22 protein-coding genes are annotated in these 22,495 nt (G+C 63.3%); 15 read left to right on the forward strand and 7 right to left on the reverse strand.

The genetic code is table 11. The features are described 5' to 3' along the window. Positions 1-63 precede the first annotated feature (63 nt). From pqqA to pqqE, 5 genes are read left to right on the forward strand one after another with little or no spacing between them, the layout of a single operon-like run. Positions 64-144 (forward strand): pyrroloquinoline quinone precursor peptide PqqA, encoded by an 81-nt coding sequence (pqqA, locus tag ACBR42_RS04455; RefSeq protein WP_010508617.1) that lies wholly within the window; start codon positions 64-66, stop codon positions 142-144. A 55-nt stretch (positions 145-199) separates the two neighbouring features. Then, positions 200-1,123 (forward strand): pyrroloquinoline quinone biosynthesis protein PqqB, encoded by a 924-nt coding sequence (gene pqqB, locus ACBR42_RS04460; RefSeq protein ID WP_371207361.1) that lies wholly within the window; start codon positions 200-202, stop codon positions 1,121-1,123. Further along, positions 1,120-1,857 (forward strand): pyrroloquinoline-quinone synthase PqqC, encoded by a 738-nt coding sequence (gene pqqC, locus ACBR42_RS04465; RefSeq protein WP_102324965.1) that lies wholly within the window; start codon positions 1,120-1,122, stop codon positions 1,855-1,857. The genes pqqB and pqqC overlap by 4 nt, the downstream gene beginning before the upstream one ends. After that, positions 1,854-2,135, forward strand: a complete 282-nt coding sequence (gene pqqD, locus ACBR42_RS04470; RefSeq protein WP_371207362.1) for a pyrroloquinoline quinone biosynthesis peptide chaperone PqqD — start codon at positions 1,854-1,856, stop codon at positions 2,133-2,135. The genes pqqC and pqqD overlap by 4 nt, the downstream gene beginning before the upstream one ends. After that, positions 2,132-3,238 carry a pyrroloquinoline quinone biosynthesis protein PqqE gene (gene pqqE, locus ACBR42_RS04475; protein ID WP_110546822.1) on the forward strand — a complete coding sequence of 369 codons (1,107 nt, stop codon included), beginning with the start codon at positions 2,132-2,134 and terminating at the stop codon, positions 3,236-3,238. The genes pqqD and pqqE overlap by 4 nt, the downstream gene beginning before the upstream one ends. Here pqqE and ACBR42_RS04480 read toward each other — a convergent pair. Then, positions 3,219-4,994, reverse strand: a complete 1,776-nt coding sequence (locus ACBR42_RS04480) for a stimulus-sensing domain-containing protein (protein WP_102324968.1) — start codon at positions 4,992-4,994, stop codon at positions 3,219-3,221. The two genes, pqqE and ACBR42_RS04480, sit on opposite strands and share 20 nt — an antisense overlap. Positions 4,995-5,003: 9 nt before the next feature. Then, a complete protein-coding gene (locus ACBR42_RS04485; RefSeq protein WP_102324969.1) occupies positions 5,004-5,714 on the reverse strand; it encodes a response regulator transcription factor in 711 nt (236 codons plus the stop codon). A gap of 242 nt (positions 5,715-5,956) precedes the next feature. Between ACBR42_RS04485 and ACBR42_RS04490 the strand changes: the two genes are divergently transcribed. The 6 genes from ACBR42_RS04490 to ACBR42_RS04515 all read left to right on the forward strand — a co-directional run bounded on the left by ACBR42_RS04490 (position 5,957) and on the right by ACBR42_RS04515 (position 13,179). Further along, positions 5,957-6,562: a nucleotide exchange factor GrpE gene (locus ACBR42_RS04490; RefSeq protein ID WP_102324970.1), complete on the forward strand. Its 606-nt coding sequence runs from the start codon at positions 5,957-5,959 to the stop codon at positions 6,560-6,562. Positions 6,563-6,747: 185 nt separating this feature from the next. Further along, a complete protein-coding gene (gene dnaK, locus ACBR42_RS04495; RefSeq protein WP_102324971.1) occupies positions 6,748-8,652 on the forward strand; it encodes a molecular chaperone DnaK in 1,905 nt (634 codons plus the stop codon). Positions 8,653-8,840: 188 nt separating this feature from the next. Further along, positions 8,841-9,974, forward strand: a complete 1,134-nt coding sequence (gene dnaJ / locus ACBR42_RS04500) for a molecular chaperone DnaJ (RefSeq protein WP_102324972.1) — start codon at positions 8,841-8,843, stop codon at positions 9,972-9,974. Between the two features lie 182 nt (positions 9,975-10,156). Next, positions 10,157-10,948, forward strand: a complete 792-nt coding sequence (dapB, locus tag ACBR42_RS04505) for a 4-hydroxy-tetrahydrodipicolinate reductase (RefSeq protein ID WP_371207364.1) — start codon at positions 10,157-10,159, stop codon at positions 10,946-10,948. A 143-nt stretch (positions 10,949-11,091) separates the two neighbouring features. Further along, positions 11,092-12,279 carry a methionine adenosyltransferase gene (gene metK, locus ACBR42_RS04510; protein ID WP_102324973.1) on the forward strand — a complete coding sequence of 396 codons (1,188 nt, stop codon included), beginning with the start codon at positions 11,092-11,094 and terminating at the stop codon, positions 12,277-12,279. A gap of 195 nt (positions 12,280-12,474) precedes the next feature. Beyond that, positions 12,475-13,179 carry a tRNA (guanosine(46)-N(7))-methyltransferase TrmB gene (locus ACBR42_RS04515; protein ID WP_102324974.1) on the forward strand — a complete coding sequence of 235 codons (705 nt, stop codon included), beginning with the start codon at positions 12,475-12,477 and terminating at the stop codon, positions 13,177-13,179. On the opposite strand, the gene ACBR42_RS04520 is transcribed toward ACBR42_RS04515, so the two are convergent. Continuing rightward, a complete protein-coding gene (locus tag ACBR42_RS04520; protein ID WP_371207365.1) occupies positions 13,180-14,121 on the reverse strand; it encodes an oxidoreductase in 942 nt (313 codons plus the stop codon). Next, positions 14,118-14,885, reverse strand: coding sequence for a DedA family protein (locus tag ACBR42_RS04525; protein ID WP_371207366.1), 768 nt, complete (start codon positions 14,883-14,885; stop codon positions 14,118-14,120). Before ACBR42_RS04525 ends, ACBR42_RS04520 begins: the two co-directional genes overlap by 4 nt. On the opposite strand from ACBR42_RS04525, the gene ACBR42_RS04530 reads away from it, so the two are divergent. Next, entirely contained in the window at positions 14,884-16,875 is a 1,992-nt protein-coding gene (locus tag ACBR42_RS04530; RefSeq protein ID WP_371207367.1) for a prolyl oligopeptidase family serine peptidase, read from the forward strand. The two genes, ACBR42_RS04525 and ACBR42_RS04530, sit on opposite strands and share 2 nt — an antisense overlap. A 115-nt stretch (positions 16,876-16,990) precedes the next feature. On the opposite strand, the gene ACBR42_RS04535 is transcribed toward ACBR42_RS04530, so the two are convergent. The 3 genes from ACBR42_RS04535 to ACBR42_RS04545 form a co-directional block, all read right to left on the reverse strand. After that, on the reverse strand, positions 16,991-18,475 hold the full coding sequence (locus ACBR42_RS04535) for a sugar porter family MFS transporter (protein WP_102324978.1): 1,485 nt from the start codon (positions 18,473-18,475) through the stop codon (positions 16,991-16,993). A 71-nt stretch (positions 18,476-18,546) separates the two neighbouring features. Continuing rightward, entirely contained in the window at positions 18,547-19,968 is a 1,422-nt protein-coding gene (locus ACBR42_RS04540) for a protein adenylyltransferase SelO (RefSeq protein WP_371207368.1), read from the reverse strand. 31 nt (positions 19,969-19,999) lie between these two features. After that, the gene (locus ACBR42_RS04545) at positions 20,000-21,055 is read right to left on the reverse strand and encodes an enoyl-CoA hydratase/isomerase family protein (protein WP_371207369.1); all 1,056 of its coding nucleotides are present in this window, start codon (positions 21,053-21,055) and stop codon (positions 20,000-20,002) included. A 123-nt stretch (positions 21,056-21,178) separates the two neighbouring features. On the opposite strand from ACBR42_RS04545, the gene ACBR42_RS04550 reads away from it, so the two are divergent. From ACBR42_RS04550 to ACBR42_RS04560, 3 genes are all read left to right on the forward strand, one after another. Continuing rightward, positions 21,179-21,673 (forward strand): flavin reductase, encoded by a 495-nt coding sequence (locus ACBR42_RS04550; RefSeq protein ID WP_102324981.1) that lies wholly within the window; start codon positions 21,179-21,181, stop codon positions 21,671-21,673. A gap of 81 nt (positions 21,674-21,754) precedes the next feature. Then, on the forward strand, positions 21,755-21,895 hold the full coding sequence (locus ACBR42_RS04555) for a hypothetical protein (RefSeq protein ID WP_243705181.1): 141 nt from the start codon (positions 21,755-21,757) through the stop codon (positions 21,893-21,895). A 62-nt stretch (positions 21,896-21,957) separates the two neighbouring features. Then, positions 21,958-22,455, forward strand: coding sequence for a Fur family transcriptional regulator (locus tag ACBR42_RS04560; protein ID WP_243705182.1), 498 nt, complete (start codon positions 21,958-21,960; stop codon positions 22,453-22,455). Positions 22,456-22,495 lie beyond the last annotated feature (40 nt).

Below are 22,495 nucleotides of genomic sequence, written 5' to 3' on the forward strand. Positions count from 1 at the left end.
GGGGTCAAATACCCTGACGGGAAGGCTTCTGCCTTCTGGCATCGCAATCAATGGAGAAGTCCCATGGCCTGGAATACCCCCAAGATCGTTGAAGTCCCGCTGGGCGCTGAAATCAACAGCTACGTGTGCGGCGAAAAGAAGTAAGGATTGTCGCCGCCTGTCTCGCACAGGCGGCGATTTTCTTTTACACTCTGCGTCCATGATCGACATTATCGTTCTCGGCGCGGCGGCGGGCGGTGGATTTCCGCAGTGGAATTCAAACGCTCCCGGTTGCAGGCGGTCAAGGGCCGGCGATCCAGCAGCCCCGCCCCGCACACAGGCTTCCATCGCTATCAGTGGGGATGGAAGGCACTGGTTCGTGGTCAATGCCTCCCCCGACCTGCGAACCCAGATAAACCAGACCCCCGCGCTGCATCCGCGCGAAGGCCTGCGCTCCACCCCCATAGCCGGGGTGATCCTGACGGGGGGCGAGGTCGATACCATTACCGGCCTGCTGACCCTGCGTGAGCGTGAGCCCTTTACCCTGCTGGCCACGACCGAAGTGCTGGCCATGCTGGATGCCAATCCCATATTTGAAGCCCTGAACCGCGAGGTCGTCCCCCGCGAGACCATGGCGCTTGACCAGCCGCTGCCCCTGCGCCTGCGTGACGGGTCGCCCGCGGGCCTGACCATCGTGCCGTTTGTGGTGCCGGGCAAGGTGCCGCTTTATGCCGAGGCCGGGCCTGATCCTGCCGCCATCTGCGAAAATGGGGAAACGATCGGCCTGGAAATATCGGACGGCGCGCATCGCGTCTGTTTCGTGCCCGGCTGCGCGCGCATGACCGATAACCTGCGGGTGCGCCTGCGTGGGGCGGATGCGGTATTCTTCGACGGCACGCTGTGGGTGGATGATGAGATGATCCGCGCGGGGCTGGGTGAAAAGACTGGCCGCCGCATGGGGCACATGTCCATCGACGGGATGGAAGGCACCATCGCCGCCCTGCGTGACCTCGGGATCAAACGCAGGATTTTCATACACATCAACAACTCCAACCCTGTCCTTCTGGCGGATTCCCCTGAACGCGCCCAGGTCGAGGCCGCAGGGTGGGAAGTCTCCCATGACGGGATGAGGATTACAGCATGAGCGGACACCTGCTTTCCCCCGATGAACTTGAGGCGGCCCTGCGGGCCATCGGGGCGGAACGCTACCATAACCTGCACCCCTTCCACCGGGCGCTGCATGACGGCAGGCTGACGCGTGCGCAGGTGCAGGCATGGGCACTGAACCGCTATTATTATCAGGCCAGCATCCCCGCCAAGGATGCGACGCTGCTTGCGCGCCTGCCCACGGCGGAACTGCGGCGCGAATGGCGGCGCAGGCTTGTTGACCATGATGGCGACGCACCGGGCACCGGAGGCGTGGCACGCTGGCTGAAGCTGACGGACGGGCTGGGCCTTGACCGCGCCTATGTCGAGTCGCTGGAGGGGCTGCTGCCCGCCACGCGCTTTGCGGTGGATGCCTATGTCGCATTCGTGCGTGACCGCTCCATTCTGGAAGCGATTGCCTCTTCCCTGACCGAACTGTTCTCGCCCACCATTATCAGCGAACGGGTCGCGGGGATGTTGCAGCATTATGATTTCGTGAACTCCGAAACGCTGGCCTATTTCCATCCGCGCCTGACACAGGCCCCGCGCGATTCCGATTTCGCGCTGGCCTATGTGAAGGAACATGCCCGCACGCCGGAGCAGCAGAAGGCGGTGCTGGACGCGCTCAAATTCAAATGCGCCGTGCTGTGGTCGATGCTGGATGAGCTGGAATATGCCTATGTAACCCCCGGTCGCATTCCCCCCGGCGCCTTCCGCCCGGATGCGGCATGACCGCCAGTCTGGCAGAAGACAGCATCATCCGTTTCGCGCGCGGGGTCAGGTTACAGCATGACCGCGTGCGCGAACGCTGGATCATTCAGGCGCCGGAACGGGCCTTCATTCCCGATCCCGTCGCGGCGGAGGTGCTGAAGCTGGTTGATGGGACCCTTACGCTGGGGCAGATCGTGGCGGAACTGGCCAGCCGCTTCGCCGCCCCCGTTGACGTGATCGGGCGTGATGTCCATGTCATGATCACCGATCTGATTAACCGGCAGGTGCTGGTGGCATGACAGACACCCTTCTCTCCCCCATGAGCCTTCTGGCGGAACTGACGCATCGCTGTCCGTTGCAGTGCCCGTACTGCTCCAATCCGCTGGCGCTGGAACCGCGCAGGAACGAGCTGACCACGGCCGAATGGATCAGCGTGCTTGATCAGGCGGCGGAAATGGGGGTGCTGCAGGTCCATTTCTCGGGTGGCGAACCCATGAGCCGCCCTGACCTGCCCGAACTGGTGCGCCATGCGGTGGGGCTTGGGCTTTATACCAATCTCATCACCTCCGGCGTGCTGCTGAACGAGAAGACTTTTCCCGTTCTGGTGGAAGCAGGGCTGGATCATGTCCAGCTTTCCTTTCAGGACATTGATACGGCCAATGCCGAACATGTCGGCGGCATGAAGGGCGCGCAGGCCCGCAAGCTGGAAGCCGCCCGGCTGATCGCGGCCGATGGCATGCCCCTGACGCTGAATTTCGTCATTTACCGCGAAAATGCTGCGCGCGTTCCGCAGATGCTCGATGCCGCCGTGGAAATGGGCGCACGCCGTGTCGAGATCGCCCATACCCAGTATTATGGCTGGGGCCTGGCCAATCGGGACGCCCTCATGCCTACGCCTGCCCAGCTTGAACTGACAACGCAGGCGGTGGAAGCCGCGCGGGTAAAATATGCGGGCCGCCTGACGATTGATTACGTCACGCCGGATTATTATGCCGACCGGCCCAAACCGTGCATGGGGGGATGGGGGCGGCGTTTCATCAACATCTCGCCTTCCGGTCGCGTGCTGCCGTGTCATGCGGCGGAAACGATCCCCAACGTCACCTTCCCTGATGTGCGGCACGATACGCTGGCATGGATCTGGCGTGAATCCCCGCTGTTTACCATGTTCCGTGGCACGGACTGGATGCCGCAGCCCTGCCGTAGCTGTGACCAGCGCGAAAAGGACTGGGGTGGCTGCCGCTGTCAGGCGCTGGCGCTGGCGGGGGATGCGGCCGCGACCGACCCGGTCTGCAGCCGTGCGCCGGATCACGACCGGATCGTGAAGGTGCTGGAAACCCTGCCCGCCGAACCGCCGCCATTCCGGTACCGGCGCTACACCCGCGCTACGGATGAGGTCGGCTGACCTCGGCTTTCGTCTCCACACGTGGCAGGCAGATTACGAAACGTGCCCCCAGCACGTGCCCTTCGGCGTCCATGCGGTTTTCGGCGCTGATGGTGCCACGCAGGGCTTCGATGATCTGCCTGCTGATCGACAGGCCCAGTCCCGAATGCTGGCCGAAATTCTCGCTGCTGGGCCGTTCGGAATAAAAACGGTCGAAAATGCTGTCCAGCTTGGCCTGCGGGATGCCCGGCCCGTCATCACTGACCGCGATTTCAATCATGCCGCCTGACGGGACGGCGCTGAGCAGGATCTTGCCATCGGGCGGCGAGAAGGAAATGGCGTTGCCGATCAGGTTGCGCAGCACCTGTACCAGCCGGTCTTCCACCGCCAGAACGGTCAGTCTCTGGCCCACGCTGTCACCGCTGCTGGCCACTGCCATATAGGGCTGTCCGGGCTGGCGTGTCGCCTGGTGTATTTCCGCAAGGACGGACAGAAGCGGCACGATCGCCACGGGTTCGGCGCGGGCGCGGGACAGTTCGGCATCCACGCGGCTGGCATCCGAAATATCGGTAATCAGCCGGTCAAGGCGGCGCACGTCGTCATTGATGATCGACATGAGGCGGCGCTGGCGTTCGGGGTCCTCGATCCGCAGCAGGCTTTCGATGGCCGACCGGATGGAGGAAAGGGGATTCTTGATCTCATGGCTGACATCGGCGGCAAAACGCTCGATCGCGTCCATCCGCGCCCATAGCGCGCTGGCGCTGTCCTGCAGGGCGCGGGCGACCTCCCCGATCTCGTCACGGCGGGCAAGCAGCCGGTCGGGCACCATGTCGGTCCGGTTGGCGGATTCACGCATGGTATGGGCCGATGCCGCCAGCCGCAGCAGCGGGCGTGCGATGGTCAGCGACAGATACCATGACAGCAGGATGGTCAGCGCCAGCGCCATGAGGAACAGCGACAGGATGGAGGAGCGCACCGCGAACAGGGAGCGGTCCACGTCCCGCGCCTCACGCGTAAGCTGGATGATGCCGACGGTGGTGCGTCCGTCATGCATCACCGGCTCGGCAACCGTGACCATAAGCTGGTGGTTGGCGTTGCGGCGGATATAGGGCGGGATTTCCATGATCCGCGTGCCATCGGGCTGCGTGACAGGCTGGATGGAAGGATCGGAATCAGGGGTGTCCAGCGTCATGATCCGCTCACCCGACAGGGTGGGCAACTGCGCCAGAAGCCAGTTGTAAAGCCGTTCGCCCATGTTGAGCGATGGGGGGTGGAAGGGGGGGTGTTCATCCTCCTCCACGCCGGGTGGTGGGGGCCTGCCATTTTCGGCATGGCGGTCGGCCTGTTCCACCCGGCTGTCGGCCACCACGTGTCCGTCGGGCGCGAACAGGCGGGCATGGGCGCTCGGGCTGGGTTCGGTCAGGCGCACCAGCAGCGGGCGGGCCAGCGCGGGTTCCAGCGTTACATCGCGGTGCGAGACGATGATGGCGCTCTGCCCCAGTGCCCCGGCATAGATGCGTGCCTGTTCACGCAGTGCCGAGACCTCCGCTTCCAGCAGGCTGTTCTGGAACTGCGTCAGGTACAGCAGGGTCAGCGCCAGCAGGCCCAGCGGCAGGGTGTTGACCAGCAGGATGCGCCGCATGAGCGGTGACACCAGTCGGGTGCGGTATTCCATGAACTCCGCAACCGCATTGCCGCCTTTCGTGCCCCGGCGGCGCGGGATCAGGCGGCGCAGGCGCGCGGGCAACGGCAGGGAGGATAGGACAGGATGCGGCATCCGGCTGGATCATTCTTCCTTGTAGCGGTAGCCAATGCCGTACAGCGTCTCGATCTGGTTGAACTCCTCGTCCACCTGCCGGAATTTCTTGCGCACGCGCTTGATGTGGCTGTCGATGGTCCGGTCATCGACATAAATGTTCTCGCCATACGCGGCGTCAATGAGCTGGTCGCGCGACTTGACCAGGCCGGGGCGCGCCGCAAGGGCCTTGACCAGCAGGAATTCCGTAACCGTAAGCTGGATGTCACGGCCATGCCACAGGCACTGGTGGCGGGTTTCATCCAGTGACAGCGCACCGCGCACCATGGTGCCGGTGGGGCTTATGCCTGCGGCCTCGCTGCGGCTGACTTCATTGCGGCGCAGCAGCGCGCGGATGCGTTCAAGCAGCAGGCGCTGGGAAAATGGCTTGGTGATGTAGTCATCCGCCCCCAGCCGCAGGCCCATGAGCTGGTCCACCTCCTCATCCTTCGATGACAGGAAGATCACCGGTAGCTGCGAGCGCGTGCGCAGGCGCTGGAGCAGCTCCATCCCGTCCATGCGGGGCATCTTGATATCCAGCACCGCAAGGTCCGCCGGTCGGGACAGCAGCCCATGCAGCGCGCTTTCGCCATCGGTGTAGGTCTGGACGATGAAGCCTTCCGCCTCCAGCGTCATCTGTACGGAAGTCAGGATGTTCCTGTCATCGTCAACCAGCACGATTGTCTGTTTCGTTGGCTCCATGGGGGCTCTCTTTTTGCTTGGCTGCCTGTCCGGGCATGGCCGTGGGCATCTTGCCCGACAGGCGCGGGCAGCATAGCGTTATATGTATCCGCATGTCATGAGGGGATGCGGGTATCCTGTTTCACTGGAATGTCACCCACATTCCGGCTGCCCGCCCGGGGCAGGGACGTTACGCAAAAACGGCATGTCTGCCGCCGTGTAACGCCTTGTCCATCGGCCAGTCGTTACCTACTTGTAAGAGCATGAGCGAGAACACAGATCCCAACCCCTTTGCCGATGCCGCACCCGGCGACGGCACCCACGCCCCCGCACCGGATGAACAGGCTGCGCACGCCGAGACATCCGCGCAGCCCGAGGGTGCATCCAACCCGCGCATAGCGGAACTGGAGGCCGAGGTCTCCGCAATGCGTGACAAGTGGATGCGCGCGGAAGCGGAGATGCAGAACGTGCGCACCCGCGCCAAGCGCGAAGTGGAAGACGCCCGGCAGTACGCCGTGCAGAAATTCGCCAAGGACGTGGTCGAGGCGGCCGAGAACCTGAAGCGCGCGGTGGCCAGCCTGCCCCAGCCCACCGAAGGTGAGGACAGCATCCTGACCAGCATGCGTGAAGGTATCGAAAGCACCGAACGGTCGTTTATCGGCATTCTGGAACGCAATGGCATCAAGGCGGAAGACGCGAAGGGCAAGCCCTTTGACGCCAACCTGCATCAGGCCATGGCGGAACAGCACAGCGACGAACACCCGCAGGGCACGGTGATGGAAGCCTGGACACCGGCATGGACGCTGCATGGGCGTCTGCTCCGGCCCGCCATGGTTGTCGTGTCGAAGGGACCGGCGCAGGCGGGGTGAAATCCCTGTCCGCGCGTGCTTCCTTCCCCTTGAAAGCCGCGCGCGGGATGCCTACATCGGATTGTAACACCGGTGAACGGGCGGATGTGGAAAAGACAGTCCCCTGTTGTGCCGGACGATATGAAAGAAAGGGTCTGTCCCGATGCTTCGGGTCCGGACAGGCCGCTGAAAAGGAGAGTATCTGAATGAGCAAGGTTATCGGTATCGACCTTGGTACGACCAATTCCTGCGTTGCCGTACGCGAAGGCGACGAAACGCGGGTGATCGAGAACAGCGAAGGCGCACGCACGACCCCGTCGATGGTCGCCTTCACCGACAGCGGTGAAATGCTGGTCGGTCAGGCCGCGAAGCGTCAGGCCGTCACCAACCCGTCCAACACGCTGTATGCGGTCAAGCGCCTGATCGGGCGTCGTTATGATGACCCGACCGTGGCCAAGGACAAGGGGCTGGTTCCCTACGAAATCGTCAAGGGCGACAATGGCGATGCGTGGGTCGAGGCACAGGGCAAGAAATACGCCCCCGCCCAGATTTCCGCTTTCATCCTTGGCAAGATGAAGGAAACCGCCGAATCGTATCTTGGTGAAGCCGTCAAGCAGGCCGTCATCACGGTTCCGGCCTACTTCAATGACGCCCAGCGTCAGGCCACGAAGGACGCGGGCCGTATCGCCGGTCTGGAAGTGCTGCGTATCATCAACGAGCCGACCGCTGCCGCGCTGGCCTATGGCCTGCAGAAGAAGAACAGCGGCACCATTGCGGTCTATGACCTTGGTGGCGGCACGTTCGACGTTTCCGTCCTCGAGATTTCCGATGGCGTGATCGAGGTGAAGTCCACCAACGGTGACACCTTCCTCGGCGGTGAAGACTTTGACGCCCGCATCATCAGCTACCTCGCCGATGAGTTCAAGCGCGACCAGGGCATCGACCTGCGTCAGGACAAGCTGGCCCTGCAGCGCCTGAAGGAAGCGGCGGAAAAGGCGAAGATCGAACTTTCCTCCTCCAAGGAAACCGAGATCAACCTGCCGTTCATCACCGCTGACGCGTCCGGCCCGAAGCACCTTGTGCTGAAGCTGACCCGCGCCAAGCTGGAAAGCCTGGTTGACGACCTGATCCAGCGCACGCTGGAACCCTGCCGTGCGGCCATGAAGGACGCAGCCGTGTCCGCGGCCGAAATCGATGAGGTCATCCTTGTCGGCGGCATGACCCGTATGCCCAAGGTGATCGAGGCCGTTAAGCAGTTCTTCGGCAAGGACCCCGCCCGCAACGTGAACCCCGATGAAGTCGTCGCCATTGGTGCGGCCGTTCAGGGCGCGGTGCTGCAGGGTGACGTGAAGGACGTGCTGCTTCTGGACGTGACGCCGCTGTCGCTGGGTATCGAGACGCTGGGTGGCGTGTTCACCCGTCTGATCGACCGCAACACGACCATCCCGACCAAGAAGAGCCAGACCTTCTCGACCGCGGAAGACAACCAGAACGCCGTGACCATCAAGGTCTATCAGGGCGAACGTGAAATGGCGGCTGACAACAAGCTGCTGGGCAACTTCGACCTGACCGGCATCGCCCCCGCCCCGCGTGGCGTGCCGCAGATCGAGGTGACGTTCGACATCGACGCCAACGGTATCGTGTCCGTCTCGGCCAAGGACAAGGCGACCAACAAGGAACAGCAGATCAAGATCCAGGCTTCCGGTGGTCTGTCCGAGTCCGAAATCGACAAGATGGTGAAGGATGCCGAGGCCAACGCCACGGCGGACAAGGCCAAGAAGGAACAGGTCGAGGCCCGTAACCAGGCTGAAGGTCTGACCCATCAGGTCGAGAAGTCGCTGAGCGAAGCTGGCGACAAGGTTCCGGCGGCTGACAGGACCGAAGCGGAAGAGGCGATCGCCGAAGTCCGCAAGGCGCTTGAAGGCACGGACAGCGAAGCCCTGAAGAAGGCGACCGATCGCCTGACGCAGGCCGCCATGAAGGTTGGCGAAGCTGTCTACAAGGCTGGCGAGGGCGAGCCCGCACCGGGTGCCGCACCCGGCGGCGCGCCGAAGGACGAAAAAGTAGTCGACGCCGACTTCGAAGACGTGGACGACTCCAAGAAGTCCTGATTGACGCTGGGCGTCATACAGGCTCCGAAATGGCGGGGCGGACCTTCGGGTCCGTCCCACCCTTTCACCAGATGGCGCCCGTGCTTCTGTGAAGACGGGCGCTTTTCATATTCCGCATAACGACATGATCCGGAACGCGAGGATGACGCCGCGATAAGTCGGGCGGCCGCGTTTGCTAGAGGACCCCCATGGCCACCAAGATAGATTATTACGCAGTCCTTGAAATTTCGCGCGATGCCAGTGGTGACGAGATCAAGCGCGCGTATCGCAAGCTGGCCATGCAGTATCACCCCGACCGCAATCAGGGCGACGCGGAAGCGGAAAACAAGTTCAAGGAAATCAACGAAGCCTATGATGTCCTGAAGGACGATCAGAAGCGCGCCGCCTATGACCGCTTCGGCCATGCCGCCTTCGAGGGTGGCGGGCCGGGACATGGTCCCGGTGGCTTCGATTTCGGCGGTGGCGGACTGGGTGACATCTTCGAACAGATGTTCGGGGACATGATGGGCAACCGTCGTGACAGCCGCCGTTCGGGCGCCGACCTTCAGGTGCAGGTCACGATCACCTTTGCCGAGGCGTTTACCGGCGTCAAAAAGAAGATCACCGTCCCCACCCGCGTCATCTGCGAAAGCTGTGATGGTTCCGGCTCCGCCGACAAGGACCAGCAGCCCGAAACCTGCCCCTCCTGTCACGGGGCGGGCAAGGTGCGTGCGCAGCAGGGCTTCTTCTTCGTCGAACGCCCCTGCCCCACCTGCCATGGTTCGGGCCGCCTGATCCGCAATCCGTGCAAGGAATGTCATGGTTCCGGCACGGTGGAAAAGAACCGCAGCATCGAAGTCGCCATTCCCGCGGGCGTGGAAGACGGCACGCGCATCCGTATTTCCGGCGCGGGCGAAGCGGGCGGCAAGGGTGTTCCGGCGGGCGATCTGTATGTGCATGTCGCGGTGGAATCCCACCCGATCTTCCAGCGCGATGGCGCCAATATCTACTGCCGCGTGCCCGTGCGTATGGGACAGGCCGCCCTTGGAACCGAGATCGAGGTGCCGGTGGTTGATGGATCGCGCACCAAGGTCAAGATCCCGGCGGGTACGCAGACGGGCGAACAGTTCCGCCTGCGTGGCAAGGGCTTCTCGGTCCTGCGGTCTTCCGCGCGTGGTGACATGTATATTCAGGTCGTGGTGGAAACGCCCCGGCACCTGAGCAAACGCCAACGTGAACTGCTGGAGGAATTCGAGGACGACGCCGCAGGCCACGCCAAGGGCAGTCCCGAAAGCACCGGCTTTTTCAGCAAGGTGAAGGACTTTTTTGAAGGCAAGCTCTGACCCGGTCCGTCAGCCTTTGGCTGACATGACAGGGCGACAGTTGAAATTGCTGATTATTCAGGTGTAGGGTCGGACCACTATTCATGGTGAATCCCCCCAACTCGCACCATGAGTAGAGTCAGGCGGCGCGATCCCCCGGTCGCGCCGCCATTTTCATGTCGGCACTGGTGGAGAGAAACAGCATGAACGCGCAGCCATTGCGTATCGGGATCGCGGGCCTGAACGGGCGTGTCGGGCGTCTTCTGGCGGAAGAAGTGCCCGCGGGTGGCGCGGTTCTGGCGGGTGGTACGACGCGTGACGGCACGCCGGTCGCCGGTCTGGACTGCCCTGTTCATGCCCATATTGCCGACCTTGCGCGTGAGTGCGATGTGGTGATCGACTTCACCCATGCCAGCACGGTTGCTGCGCATGCCACGGCTCTGGCTGAAACGGGTACTGCATGGGTGCTGGGCACTACCGGCCTGTCGCCCGCGCAGCAGCAGGCGGTTGATGCGGCGGCACGTCAGGTTGGCGTGGTGCAGGCGGCCAATTTTTCGCCCGGTGTAACACTTGTCACCCGTCTTGCGCGCCAGATGGGGGCAGCACTGCCGGGCAGCGATTACGACGCCGAAATACTGGAAATGCATCATCGCCAGAAGGTTGATGCCCCGTCCGGCACGGCGCTGGCCATGGGGCGCGCCGTAGCCGATGGGCGCGGTATCCGGCTGGAAGATCATATCGAAAGCGGCCGTGACGGCCACACTGGCCCGCGCGCCGATGGTGCGATCGGTTTTGCCGCCCTGCGCGGCGGCCAGATTGTGGGTGAGCATTCGGTCATCTTCACCTCCGGCCATGAACAGATCGTCCTGACCCACCGTTCCTTCGACCGCAGGGTCTATGCAACGGGTGCGGTGCGGGCGGCAAAATGGCTCCGGGGGCGTCCTGCCGGTCTTTATGATATGGAAGATGTGCTGGACCTGAACGCAGGGTTCTGAAGGCGTGGCCGACTGGGGGCGGGATGGTGGTATTCAGGGAAATGGCTTGACGCTCGTTTCCGTTTACGCCAAACGCATGCGATCATTCGCCGGTTGATCCATAAGGCGTTATTCCTACTCCACATAAGGCAGACAGGACCATCATGCGTAATAAAGGCGATTTTCTGTTTACATCGGAATCGGTATCCGAAGGGCATCCCGACAAAGTCGCCGACCGGATCAGCGACACTGTTCTTGACGCGTTTCTGACAGCAGACGGTGAATCGCGGGTTGCGTGTGAGACACTGGTCACAACCAACCGCATCGTTCTGGCGGGTGAGGTTCGTGGTCCGTCTTCGGTCACGGCTGACCAGCTTATTCAGGGCGCGCGCGACGCGGTGAAGGATATCGGCTACGATCAGGCCGGTTTCTCATGGCGCAACGCCGAGGTCGAATACTACCTGCACGCACAGTCCGCCGACATCGCCGTGGGCGTCGACAGCGCCGGTGACAAGGACGAAGGCGCAGGCGATCAGGGCATCATGTTCGGTTTCGCCACGCGTGAGACCGAAAGCCTCATGCCCGCGCCGCTGTTCTATGCGCATGACATCCTGCACCGCGTGCGTGACCTGCGTAAGGCGGGCGACCCGCGTGCGGCGGCCCTGCAGCCCGATGCCAAGAGCCAGGTCACCCTGCGCTATGTCGATGGCAAGCCCGTGGGCGCCACCTCCGTCGTGATTTCCACCCAGCACGTTGAAGGGGCCAGCCAGGCCACCATCCGTGAGGAACTGGGCAGCATCGTGCGTGATGTCCTGCCGGAAGGCTGGATGCCGCCGGAAAGCGAATTCTACGTCAACCCGACCGGCATTTTCGTCATCGGTGGTCCCGATGGTGACTGCGGCCTGACGGGACGCAAGATCATTGTCGACACCTACGGTGGCGCGGCCCCGCATGGCGGCGGCGCATTCTCCGGCAAGGACCCGACGAAGGTTGACCGTTCGGCTGCCTATGCCTGCCGCTATCTGGCGAAGAACGTCGTGGCTGCCGGTCTGGCCGACCGCTGCACGCTGCAGCTTTCCTACGCCATCGGCGTGTCGCACCCGCTGTCCGTCTATGTCGATCTGGATGGCACCGGCAAGGACGTGGATGAGGAAAAGCTGGGCAACGTGCTGCGTGAAGTCATGGACCTGACGCCGCGGGGCATCCGCAAGCACCTGCGCCTGAACCGCCCGATCTACACGCAGACCTCGGCCTATGGCCATTTTGGTCGCACGCCCGACGCGGCGAAGGACGATTTCACGTGGGAGCAGACCGATCTGGTCGACGCCCTGCGCGGCGCGTTCAACCGCTAAGGTCGCATTCGGGGCGGGGCATCATGCCCTGCCCGCTTCGGTTGCATTATGCGACCGGGGCCTATCGGGGGCCTGCCATGACTGCTTTCACAAGCGGGTCGCGGCGGCCCCTGTTGCGTTTCATCACCGCCCCGTGGGGGTAATCATGTCGTGCGGTCCGTCCGTTACGGCAGCAGGAGCAGGATTTTCGGACCTATGACCGCCTCCGTGGATGTAAAGGCATCTCCAGACCGGCTTTACGGTCGCCATCGCGGCCATCCGCTGCGCGCGCGCCAGCAGCGGCTTATGGACCAGACCCTGCCACGGCTGCGTTTTGCGGAATCCGCCATTGCGGACCCGGCAACGGGCTTCGGGCGCGCGCCGGAACAGATATGGCTGGAAGTCGGCTTTGGTGGTGGCGAACATTCGCTGGCCCAGCATGCAGCCAACCCTGATGTAGGTTACATCGCCTGCGAGGTGTTCGAGAACGGACTGTGTTCCCTGCTCTCCCGCGTGGTGCCCGAAGGGGGCGAGGAAACCGCCCCCGTGCCGGACACGCTGCGCATATGGGATGAGGACGCCCGTATCCTGCTGCAACGCCTGCCTGATGCGTCGATTGACCGCATGTTCCTGATGTTTCCAGATCCATGGCCCAAATCCCGCCATGCCAAGCGGCGTTTCATCCACCCCGAGACCGTGAAGATGGCCGCGCGCATCCTGCGTCCCGGTGCGGTCTGGCGGGTGGCGAGCGATGATCCCACCTATCAGGCATGGGTGGAGGAAGTCATGGGCGCGCAGGACCTGTTCGAGACCGCGCCACCCGTAAAGCAGCGCCCCGAGGGCTGGCCGCCCACGCGATATGAAGCCAAGGCGCTGCAGGCGGGTCGCCAGCCGTTCTACTGGACGTTCGTGCGCCGCTGATTACGACAGCGCGGTACCTGTCAGCCGTTCCGCCACCGCCCATAGCCGCCGTGCGATGGCAAGGTCGCGGGCGGCAGGCGGGATGATCGCTTCGGCTACATGGCCACGGCGTTCGCCCCAGCCATCAGGGCCATAATAGCCGCCATCGCGGGCTTCGGCGGCCATGGCGGCGAATTCAATGGGCAGCGCGCCGTTGGCAGCGGACTGTCCCATCAGCCGGAAGGCCCAGATCGCGCCAAGGCGCGTCAGGCGTTCCTGTAATCCCTGCTTCGTACCCAGCCGGCTTGCGGCTATATCGGTCATGGACCAGCCCGGATGGGCGGCGATGGAATGCAGCGGCCAGTTATGTGTCCGGGCCTGACGATCCAGTTCCAGCGCGAATATCAGGTCGGCCAGCTTGCTCTGGTTATATGCGCGGAACGGGGCGTAGCGGCGGCGGGCCTGCAGGTCATCAAATACGATCCTGCCCGACAGGGCGGCGAGGCTGGCGACGGTCACAACCCGCCCGCCCTGCGGGGCCGCGCAGAGCAGCGTACGCAGCCGCGCCGTCAGCGCGAAGGGGCCAAGAAAATTGGTGCCGAACTGGAGTTCGAAGCCATCGGCGGTTTCCAGCCGGCGCGGGGTGCCCATCACCCCGGCATTGTTGACCAGTATGTCCAGCCTGTCCGTTTCCTGCGCCAGATCGTGGGCGAAGCTGGCAATGGAGTCCAGGCTGGCCATGTCCACCAGCCGGAAGGACGCATCCGCCCCCGGCACTTCATTTTGCATCCGCGCAAGGGCGGCGAACCCCTTTTCGGGGTTGCGCCCCGCCAGCATGACCCGTGCCCCACGCGATGCAAGACCAAGGGCGGTCTGGTAGCCAAGGCCGCCGGTCGCCCCCGTGACAAGGGCAAGATGCCCGTCCAGGCGTGGCGCCTGTTTGACTGTCCAGTGTCTGGTCATTTTTCAGTCTGCTCCCCGGATTGGTTCATTTCCCGTTCCGAAGCCGCTTCGGCCTCGGCCGCAAGGCGGGCTTCATGGCGGCGCAGGAAGATGACGGAACATAACAGCATGATCCCCCCACCGATTGCGACCGCTATTCCCACCGGCCCGGAAATGCGTGAAATGCTATGGCCAAGGTAATAGGCGGCATAGGCATACCCCCCGGCCCAGAATATGCCACCGATCGCATTGAACAGCAGGAAACTGGGCCACGGCATTTCATTGGCACCCGCCAGCAGGGCCACGAACATGCGCAGGAAGGCGATGAAGCGCCCGAAAGCCACGATAACCCCGCCATACCGCTTGAACAGGAAACGCCCGGTCTGCAGGCGGCGCGGGGTCAGGCCGATGCGGGTACCCTTGCGTTCCAGCAGCGGATGGCCAAGCCACCTGCCGATCAGGTAGCCGAAATTGTCGCCCATGATCGCGCCGATGATACCCGCCACCGCCACCCATGCGATGTCGAGCCGGTGCGTCGCCGCACAGTAGATCCCGGCGGAAATGAGCAGGGTTTCCGCCGGAAGGGGTGCCCCCATGCTTTCCAGCATGACGATGACGCCAATCACGCCATATCCGTAATGCTGGAAAAGATGTTCAAGATGCTGAAGCAGCGGACTACCTGTCAGAAAGAAAAAGATTATGTAGGTTACGGACCCAGCCCGTGGAAGCACGGTTTGCGCAATCCCGATCCCATTGTCACGCACAAATGGCAGGAGCAGAAACATGACCCAGTCCAGCACCAGCGGCAAGGCAGGCCCTGAAACCCGTCCGTATGGCACGTGGCCTTCCCCCGTCAGTGCGGCCCTTGTGGCGGGGAAGACGGTCTCCCTGTCCGATGTGCGGGTCGATGGCCGGGACATCTACTGGATCGAAGGGCGCCCGGCGGAAGGGGGCCGCAGGGTGCTGGTGCGTGCCCGGGCGGGACAGGTGGCGGATGTCACGCCGCCACCCTTCGATGTCGGCAGCCGCGTGCATGAATATGGCGGCGGCGCCTATACGGTACGACGCGGGCGCATTGCCTTCAGCAACCGCCGCGATGGCAGCCTGTGGCTGATGGAGGCGGACACGCCACGCTGCCTGTCGCGCGGTGAGGGGCTGCGTTATGCCGACCTGACGTTCAGTCCCGATGGCCGTTTCCTGTTCTGCGTGCGTGAAGATCATCGCGTGACGGAAGGCGAACCTGCCGCCGCCCTTGTGGTACTGGACTGTAACGCGGCAGGTGATCCCGCGTTCAATGGCGGGACGCCGCTGGTGATGGGGCCGGATTTCGTGTCCTCTCCCCGTCCTTCCCCCGATGGCCGGTATCTTGCATGGATCGAGTGGGATCATCCCGCCATGCCATGGGATGCCACGCGCCTGCGTGTCGCCAGCCTGTTGCAGGAAGGTGATGATCCGCCACGCCTTGCCGCGCCGTGGACCCTGGCCGGGGGTGATGGAACGGCGGAATCCGTTATCGAACCGAGCTGGGATGCGGCGGGGCGGCTGCTGGCGCTGTCCGACCGTACCGGATGGTGGAACCTGTATGGTTTCGACACCACGTCCGGGGTGGCGACGGCACTGGCCCCGATGGAAGCGGAAATCGGCCAGCCGCACTGGATTTTTGGCCTGCGCAGCTATGTGCCCCTGACCGATGGCAGCATTCTGGCGATGGTTGTCAGCGGGGGTGAGGCACGGATGGTGTCCATTCATGATGGCAATGTGACACCGCTGGATCTTGGTGCGCCTTCCGGCTGTCCCGCCCCGCTGGAAGGGGGCGGGTTTGCATGGCTCGATGCGCCATCCGACCGGGCGGCGGCGGTGGTCTGTGGACAGCCCGACCAGACCCCCCGGATATTGCGGCGGGCTGCCGACCTGCCGCTGGATACAGCCGATATCGCCCTGCCCCGCACCATCCGCTTTCCCCTGCCCGATGGCGACGGGCTTGGACATGCGTTTTTCTATGCCCCCGCCAATGCCCGTCATGACGGGCCAGTGGGGGAAAAACCGCCGCTGGTGGTCCTTGCCCATGGTGGGCCGACGGGGCGGGCCAGCACGGCGTTTTCGTTCAAGGTACAGTGGTGGACCAGCCGTGGCTTCGCCGTGGTTGATGTCAATTATGGTGGTTCGACCGGTTTCGGGCGCGCCTACCGGCAGCGGCTGGAACGCCAGTGGGGCGTGGTCGATGTGGATGACTGTATCGCCGCATGCGAATATCTGGCCCGGAACGGGCAGGTCGATCCGGCGCGTATCGTCATACGCGGCAGCAGCGCGGGTGGTCTGACGGTATTGCTGGCGCTGGCGCGATCGGACCTGTTTGCCGCGGGCACCAGCCTGTATGGCGTGACCGACCTGCGTGCGCTGGCGCAGGATACCCACAAGTTTGAATCGCGTTATCTGGATACGCTGGTTGGCCCCTTCCCTGCGGATGAAGCGACCTATCTTGCCCGGTCACCCCTTACGCAGGTCGCGCGCATCCATGCGCCGGTCCTGTTCCTGCAGGGACTGGAGGACAGGGTGGTGCCGCCCGCGCAGGCGCGGTCCATGGTCGCGGCCTTGCGTGGCGATGGCGTGCCCTGTGCGCTGTATGAATTTGAAGGCGAAGGCCATGGCTTCCGTCAGGAAGCGACCATCTGCAGGGCGTGGGAACTGGAACTGGCGTTCTACCAGCAGGTGCTGAGATTACCGGTGGCCCCTGCCCTTGCGGTCGATCTGGTGCCGCCCTTGCAGGGCGGGTGATCCCCTGCGGCACGTATTCCGGTGCCGGGCCGGTCTGTTCCCATAAGGAACGGGTGGTCCCCATGACACGGGGGCGGCGCATCCATGACCGGATATGCCGCCCGCCGCGTGGTGGTCAGTCGTCGTCGGTTTCTTCCGCGATGGCGGTGTTGCCCCGCGTCGGGCGGAAGCGACCCTGACGCAGTGCTTCCTCGATATCTTCCAGCGATGCACCGCGCGTTTCGGGCACCATGAAGAAGACAAACAGCACCGAAAGCAGGTTGACCCCGGCATAGAACCACATGGTGCCACCCAGCGTGATCTTGGTAACCAGCGTCAGCGCCGTGCTGGTCACCAGCAGGTCACTGCCCCACAGCATGGCGGCATGCAGGCTGGTGGCGTTGCCGCGCATGGACAGCGGGAACATCTCGGCCCCCAGCAGCCAGCCGACAACCTGTATGCCGCCCGCGTTGAACACCATGAACAGCAGCATGAAGGCAATGATCAGCCAGCTACCCATGCTGCCCGGCTGCGGGTGCATGAGGAACATGATGCCAAGGCCGATCAGGCTCAGCACGCTGCCCGGCCCCATGACCAGCACAAGGCGGCGGCGGCCGATCCGGTCAACGATGTTGGAACCCAGTATGGTCATGACCAGATAGATGATGGAAATGCCGATGCTGGCCATAAGGGCGGATGAACTGCCAAACCCCGCATCCGACAGGAAGGTCGGGGCATAATAGATCATCATTTCCAGGCCGCCCGCCTGCGTGAAGAACGCCACGCCAAGGGCCGCGACCAGCGCGGGGCGCACCCATGGCTGCATGATGCCGCGCCAGCCAATGTCACGGGGGTCGGTTTCCTCGTTCGCATTGGCGTGGATGTGGCGGATTTCACGGCGGATCTCACGCTTGGTGGTGCGGATGCGCTGCAACTGCTCCAGTGCGGAATCAAGGCTTTCATGTTCGGCCGCCCAGCGCGGGCTTTTGGGCAGGAAGAACATGGAGATGAACACGATGGCGGCGGGAATGGCCGCAATGGCCACCATGGGCCGCCAGCCCCACGCGTCACGCGCGGTAAAACCAATGATATTGGCGGCGAAAATGCCGATACCGATCGCGATGTTGAACATCGTCACCATGTGGCCGCGCTGGTGCGCGGGGGCCAGTTCCGAGATGTACATGGGCACCACCTGCGTGGAGCCGCCCACCGCAAGCCCCAGGAACACGCGCGCGGCGATAAGCATGTAGACATCCGGCGCGAAGGCGCAGGCCATGGCCCCCAGCACGAACACCGCCGTCACGATCATGACGGACATGCGGCGGCCGAAGCGTTCGGACAGCCAGCCCGTCATGAGCGAACCGATCACCGCGCCCGCCAGAATGGCGGAGGCCACCATCTCCTGATAGAAACTGCTCAGGTGGAATTCGCGGGTGATGAGCAGCAGCGCGCCCGATACGATGCCGGTGTCGTAACCATAGAGGCCGCCGCAGATGGCGGCCACGATGGCTGCGAGCCATAAAGTCTTGCGGGCATTGGGCGAGATTTCGATCTGCGACAGGTCGGGTAACGGTTCGGTGGTCTGCTGTTCAAGTGGGGCTGGCGGGGCTTGGTCATTCATACGGGTGCCTTCTCCTTCCTGTTGTAAATGCTTCGGTTCCGATCTGGTTCCCTGCATGGGGTCGCCCCGCCCTAGCGGGGCGGGGTGTGCAGGGCGGCTTTCGTGCTGGCGATCCGGTCCAGGGTCGCATGCAGGCGGGACCAGTCATCCATGGCGGCGATGGGCTGCCAGATGGCTTCCACCGTTTCAACGGCCATCATGGCCGGCGCCGCATTGCCAAAATATGAATGCGACAGGTCGATGCCCGCCGCGGGCTCATGCTGCATGATCCGGTCATGCACCGGCCGGAAACTGTCCTGTGCATAAAAGTCTCCACGCGGCCCTTCTGTCGCGCGTTTCTGGCTTTCGGGGCCACCATACCAGTCAAAAAACGGAAGTTCAAATCCAATCTGGCTTTCATCCATGAAAGAGAACAGATATTCCCGCAGTTCCATGGAGGATTTTCTTGAACTCTCTTTCAGTCCCAATCTTTTAAGGACTGTAATATCAAGGAATCTTTCATACCGTTCCCAGAACTTGTCAAAAATACTTTGTATCTTCTCAAGCGTGGAAAAAGGCAGCAGGCACTCCCCCAGCCGCGCCACGTTCCACGTCATCGCCTCTGGCTGGCGGCCATATGAATACAGGCCGGAGTGATCAAAATAGGCGGCGGTAAAACGGGGATCAAAACTGGGCAGGAACCGCCAGGGACCGTAATCGAAGCTTTCCCCGGTAATATTGATGTTATCGGTATTGAGCACGCCATGGACAAAGCCCGCCGCCATCCACTGGGCCGTCATTTCCGCCATGCGCAGGGTTGCGGCATCATACAGGGCCGCAGCAGGGTCGGCAGCGCCGGTCAGTTGGGGGTAATAGGTCTCGATCACATAGGCCACCAGCCGTTCCATGCTGGCCCGGTCATCCTGCGCCATCAGGCGCTGGAAGGTGCCGATGCGGATATGGGAATGGCTGAGCCGGGCCAGCACGCATGACCGCGTGGGCGAAGGTTCATCGCCACGATGAAGCTGTTCGCCGGTTTCAATCACGCTGAGCGTGCGGGAAGTCCGCACCCCCAGCGCATCCAGATGCTCACTGGCCAGGATTTCCCGCATGCCGCCTTTCAACGTCAGGCGGCCATCGCCGCCGCGTGACCAGGGCGTGGTGCCGCTGCCCTTGGTGCCGATATCGAGCAGGCGGCCATCCACTGCATCCATAAGCTGCGCAAACAGGAAGCCGCGCCCGTCCCCCAGATCGGGATTGTAGGAACGGAACTGGTGCCCGTGATAGCGCAGCGCCAGCGGGTGCGGCAGCGAACCGGGCAGCGGGTCGAAATATCCGAGATGGCGCGTCCACTCCGTATCATCGAGCGTATCGAGACCGATGCGCGGCGATACGTCGTCATTGCGGTAGCGCAGGATATGGGCCGGGAAGTCGGCGGCCTTCACCACATCGTAGAATTCATCGCCCAGCCGGCTGTGATGGGTGGCGGGTGCGTATCTGTCTGAAAACGGCATTTCTATATACTTTATGTGTGATAATAAATTATTACGTAACCGCATCACGAAGCGGCAGGTCGAGCGAAACGGGCGCCCTGCCCTGCATGCAGTCGGTCACTTCGCGGGTGGATACGGCGGCGGGATTGTCGGGTGTCCAGCGTGGGGCATTGTCCTTGTCAATCAGGCGCGCACGCACGCCTTCGGCAAAGTCGGGACGGCGCAGGAGGTGGTAGATCAGGTGGAATTCCTGCTCCAGCACGCTGTCCAGATCGGGCAGCCTGCGTGCGGCATGATACGCCGCAAAGGTGACATACAGCGAAAAGGGACTGGCGCGGTTCAGCGCCATCAGGTCCGCCTGCGCCCACTCCGCCGGGTGCGCGTGCAGCCTGCGCATGATTTGTGGCACGTCCGGCGCATCATAGACCGCTGCGATATCCGCAATATCCGGCCCGGATGGCAGGGCCGGACAGGGGGGCAGACTGTCCACTACCCTGCCCGCGGGCTGGTGGATGAGCGCGTCAGCCAGCGTATCGAGCATGCTAGAATGGGCCTGACGGTCCGCAAACCCGGCATCAAGGGCGGCGGTGGCGTTCATGTATCCGCCCGTCAGCGCAAGGCGCAACCCGCTCAGGCCCGGCGCGCGCGACAGCAGGTATGATCCGCCCGCATCAGGTGTCAGCGCAATGCCGGTTTCAGGCATGGCGAGGCACGACCGTTCGGTCACGATCCGGTAGCGGGCATGACCGCCCAGCCCGATCCCGCCGCCCATGGCGATACCGTCCATGAAGGATACGACCGGCTTCGGATACCCCGCCAGAAGGGATGCCAGCCGGTAGGTACGGCGGAATGGCTCGGCTGCCGCCATGGGACCATCGGTTTCAAGGCGGTGGAGGATGGCGCGGATATCCCCGCCCGCGCAGAAGGCCCTGGGGCTGGTGCTGTCCAGCAGTACGGTTGTGATGGCGGGATCATGCCGCCACGCCTGCAGGCGGGCGGTGATGTGGGTGATCATGTCGATGTTGAGGGCATTGAGTGCGCCCGGCCGGTTGAGCGTGATGCGCCCCAGTCCGCCCGTGTGGCGTATGTGGATCAGTTCAGGGTCCATACCATGGCTCCTTATGCGGTTTGCGGTATTCAACCGGCCCAGAATGCGCTACCCCGGCTACCGTCCGGCGTCACGGCTGCGTGCGGACCGACAGGCATGCAACAGCGACTGAGGCAGAGTATCATGGGAGTTGACGCCCTTACCTTCCGTAACGCCATGGCGCGGCTGGGCGCGGCGGTAAATGTTGTCACTACCGGAACACTGGATGATCCGGCGGGTTTTACGGCTTCCGCCGTCTGTTCGGTAACGGATACGCCACCGACTGTACTGGCCTGCCTGAACCGCAATTCGCGCGTGCGGGATCGCTTCCGCGTGGATGCGGCCATGTGCATCAACGTGCTCGCGGCCGAACAGATGGACATATCGGGCGTATTCGCCAGCCCGCTTGAGCAGGCCGAACGTTTCCGTTCCGGTCACTGGACCACGCTTACGACCGGTGCGCCCGTGCTGGAGGAAGCGATCCTGTCGCTCGACTGCCGGATTGAACGCATTGTGGAGGTCGGCACCCACAGCGTCATGTTCGGTGCAGTGGAAAGCGTGCGCACCAGCGGCCCGCGTGGCGGACTGGTCTATTTCAACCGTACCTACCACATGCTGCCCCACGCGACGGAAGAATAGCCACCGCGCCGCGCGTTAAGGAAAAATCCAGTCTTTTGCCCCATGAAAGGTCCGATGGACCGAAACGGGAGCACGGACACGATGGACAGGACGCCAGACAGGACAACCATGCGCGCGGGGCGGGTTCCTGTCTTGACGCTGCGTAGGCTGATCTGGATACATGCTGGGCTTGCCCTTTTCGTGGTACTGATCGCCATGTGGGTGGATTACCTGCCGGACTGATTCCCGCTCCTGTACAGGCATGCGGGCGGATATGCCGGCAACCGGACACAGGAGCATCGGCAGTGGCCCGCACGAAACAGATGGCCCGGACTGCGTCCCCGGCGGGGATGGAAGCACTGCTCGATCAGGCGGCTTCCCTGTGTCAGGCACGCTCCGTACGGCTGACGGACATACGCAGGCTGGCGCTGGGGCTGGTGCTGGCGTCCGACCGGCCGCTGGGGGCCTATGAACTGCTGGAACAGATCCGTATCAGCCGGGGCAGGCCGGTCGCCCCGCCCACGGTGTACCGGGCGCTGGATTTCCTGCTGGAACAGGGGCTGATCCATAAGATCGAACGTCTTTCCGCCTTTGTCGGCTGCCGGCACATGCTTGAATCCGGCCACGCCTGTCACGGGCACGTGCATGCGGCGCAGTTCCTGATCTGCAGCCAGTGCGGGCGTGTTACGGAACTGGATGATCCCCATATCGTCAGGGCGTTGCTTGAAGTGACGCGCGCGCGCGGTTTTTCGGTCCGGCAGACCACGATCGAGGCCGAAGGGATATGCGCCGCCTGCGCCTGAACGGGCGGCGGCGGTTTACCGGCATGGATGGGGCACGGGC

This window comes from Komagataeibacter sp. SM21, from assembly GCF_041402665.1.
In the GTDB taxonomy this organism is placed as follows: Bacteria; Pseudomonadota; Alphaproteobacteria; order Acetobacterales; family Acetobacteraceae; genus Komagataeibacter; species Komagataeibacter saccharivorans.